General features: G+C 36.1%; 3 protein-coding genes. 1 reads left to right on the top strand and 2 read right to left on the bottom strand.

Annotated features, from left to right (window positions below; translation table 11 throughout):
- Together AC1DJR_RS25280 and AC1DJR_RS25275 are read right to left on the bottom strand one after the other, a co-directional pair.
- Nucleotides 1-454 (bottom strand): DinB family protein (locus AC1DJR_RS25280; protein ID WP_477003787.1); only part of this gene is annotated, 454 nt, incomplete at its 3' end.
- A 91-nt stretch (nucleotides 455-545) separates the two neighbouring features.
- The gene (locus tag AC1DJR_RS25275; RefSeq protein ID WP_477003786.1) at nucleotides 546-1487 is read right to left on the bottom strand and encodes a helix-turn-helix transcriptional regulator; all 942 of its coding nucleotides are present in this window, start codon (nucleotides 1485-1487) and stop codon (nucleotides 546-548) included.
- A 195-nt stretch (nucleotides 1488-1682) separates the two neighbouring features.
- Here AC1DJR_RS25275 and AC1DJR_RS25270 point away from each other — a divergent pair, with 195 nt between their 5' ends.
- Nucleotides 1683-2696, top strand: coding sequence for a LacI family DNA-binding transcriptional regulator (locus AC1DJR_RS25270; protein ID WP_477003785.1), 1014 nt, complete (start codon nucleotides 1683-1685; stop codon nucleotides 2694-2696).
- Nucleotides 2697-2709: the final 13 nt, after the last annotated feature.

Below are 2709 nucleotides of genomic sequence, written 5' to 3'. Positions count from 1 at the left end.
GCTGGAACCACTCTGCAGCATTTAAGTACCCAAGTCCAGGATGCTCCACTTTACAATCATTTGGAATAGAAGCAAGCGTTGGTTCAATGTTTTTTACAGCTGTAATTAATTTTAGAAAACGCTCCTGTAGCTCTTCTTTGCATGACGGGTTTTCAGGCGTATATCCAGGATGATCTGGTACTTTTATTTGTATGTCCGGGAAAGCTCCCATTATATATACTTTTTCACCCATATCCGTTTTTTTGTTAGCTACAGATGGTGTTTCAGTTTTACATTTCTCGATTGCATCTAATTGCATATATGTAGCAGCTAGCAGATGGTTATACATTTGACCGAGCGACCATTCTTCTTCAGAAGTTTTTTTTCTAAATTGTTCAATCGTATATTTGTCTAATTCCTTCACATAATACGTTGCTAAACTTTCAAATTTCTCTAAAGTGGTAGTACTGTTCATATCGTTATCCCCTTTTTATGAAAATGTATTTGTTAATACCTACTATAAAGGAGGGCTACTGACAACATTATGTCAGTAGTAAAATAAAAAATTAAAGGTTTAACATTTTTTTTACTTCATCATATATTTTCTCAGAAAGAATTTTTGGCTCTAGTACTTGCACCTGGCTCCCCCAGCTTAATACCCATTGAAATACTTCATCTATACTTCTTGATTTCAAAAAGACATGAAAACCATTATCTTTATGCTCGTATGAATCTATAAAAAAGTATCGTGATTCAATAATTTTATGCGCAATATGAGCTGGGAATAATAAATGGATCGTAACAGTTCGATTGTTTTCAGGTTGATAGTCTTGTAAAGAAAAGTCCTTCGGTTTTGTAAAAAATTCTTGTTCTTGCTGTAATGTATCCATACGGTCTAAGCGAAAATTACGTATTTGTTTTCGCAGTAAACAATGAGCAACGATGTACCAAATTCCTGAAATGTTGACTAAACCGTAAGGGTGGACGGCCCGTTTTATTGTTGTAATATCTCTTGGTTTACGATAGTAAAAAGAGATAGATTGCTCTCTTTGAATAGCTTCTTGTAACAAGAAAAGTTGGCTCTCTAGTTTTTCTTGCTCGGCTTGCTGGTTTGAAAATATAGGAGAAAGGAAACGGAAAGTTCCTCGCAATTCCTCAAYTTTCTTTTGTTGATCAGTAGGGAGGACAACCTCAAGTTTCTCTTTTGCTGATTGCGCATGTACAGAAAAAGAAGAGGTGAAAGCTTTCTCAATATAATCACCGCCCAATAAAAGAGTAACGGCCTCTTCTGGCGTAAGCTGAATGGGTGGTAAGAAATAACCATCCATTAATGAATAGCCGTGACCAGGCATTGAAAAAATGGGAACGCCGGATTCGCTGAGTGCGTCCATATCTCGATAAATAGTGCGTATACTTGTCTCAAATTTTTCAGCTAAGCTTTGTGCTGTAACGGTTTGTTTTCTTTGTAATTCAATTAATATAGCTAATAAACGATCCGTCCGATTCATGAAATATCATCCTTTATTTTATAAATATTCTTATTGTGAAATTCTAAAAGTAGTGTGTAATTTCCTGCCATTAACAGACTTTTTCCTATGTATAATATTAATATAGTAAAATCATAAGAACCTATATTGCAGTTTCCAATAATATACTATATAATCAGGATAAGAAAACGTTTTCATGCAAAGGGGGAAAATTTCGTGTCGACTATCGAGGACGTGGCGAAATTAGCGGGGTTATCAAGGACAACGGTTTCTAGGGTAATCAATAATCATCCATATGTTTCAGATGAGAAGAAGAAAAGGGTTCAATTAGCAATGAAGCATTTAGGCTTCGTTCCTAATTCTGCGGCGAGAAGGCTTCGTAAACAAAAAACAGAAACAATTGCGGTGCTTGTTCCAAGGATTACAAATCCTTTTTTTAGTAGATTTATTGAAGCAATCGAGATTGCTGCTTCTGAACATAAATATAAACTGATTATTTGTCAAACAAGATATTTACCGGAAAAAGAGATGGAGTATTTACAATTATTATCTACGAAACAAGTAGATGGGATTATTCTATGTTCACTAGAAAATCCATGGGAGAATGTGGAGCCATACTTGCAACACGGTCCAATCGTGTTATGTAATGAATATATTGAGGAAGCAAATGTTCCAACAGTGAAGTTCGATCATGCGCAAGGAGCATACATAGCTGCCAATCATGTATTAGAACAAGGATATCGTAATCTTATTTTTTGCCGTGGTAACGAAACGAAAGTAGTGAGCCAACAGCGAAAAATGGGCTTTTTACGTGCTATTACTGAAAAGAGTAGAGAAGTGGAAGCGAYTGATTTTCTTGAAAACGCTTTCTCTTGGGATGATGGAAAACGAATATTCCATGAAGTATTAAAGGACAAAAAAAATCCTACCGCGATTTTGGCAGGAGGCGACGAGGTTGCAGCTGGAATTATCTCAGAGGCGAAAAGCCATGGTTGGAGTATTCCAGAAGATCTCGCTGTGATCGGTTTTGATAATCAAATTTTATCACAGATTACAGAGCCAGGTATTACGACAATTGAACAGCCAATCGACGAGATGGCTCGAAAAGTTGTTGACTTAATGATGGATAAAATCCATACGAAAAATTATCGACAAAAAGAATTGTATGAGTTTGAACTGGAGCTCTTGGTGAAAGGTTCAACGATGAAGGATACGATGTTATTAGCCTAGTAGACTATGTCTG

It is taken from the genome of Bacillus sp. 05T31 (assembly GCF_056396725.1).
This window is presented reverse-complemented; position numbering and strand designations above follow the sequence as displayed.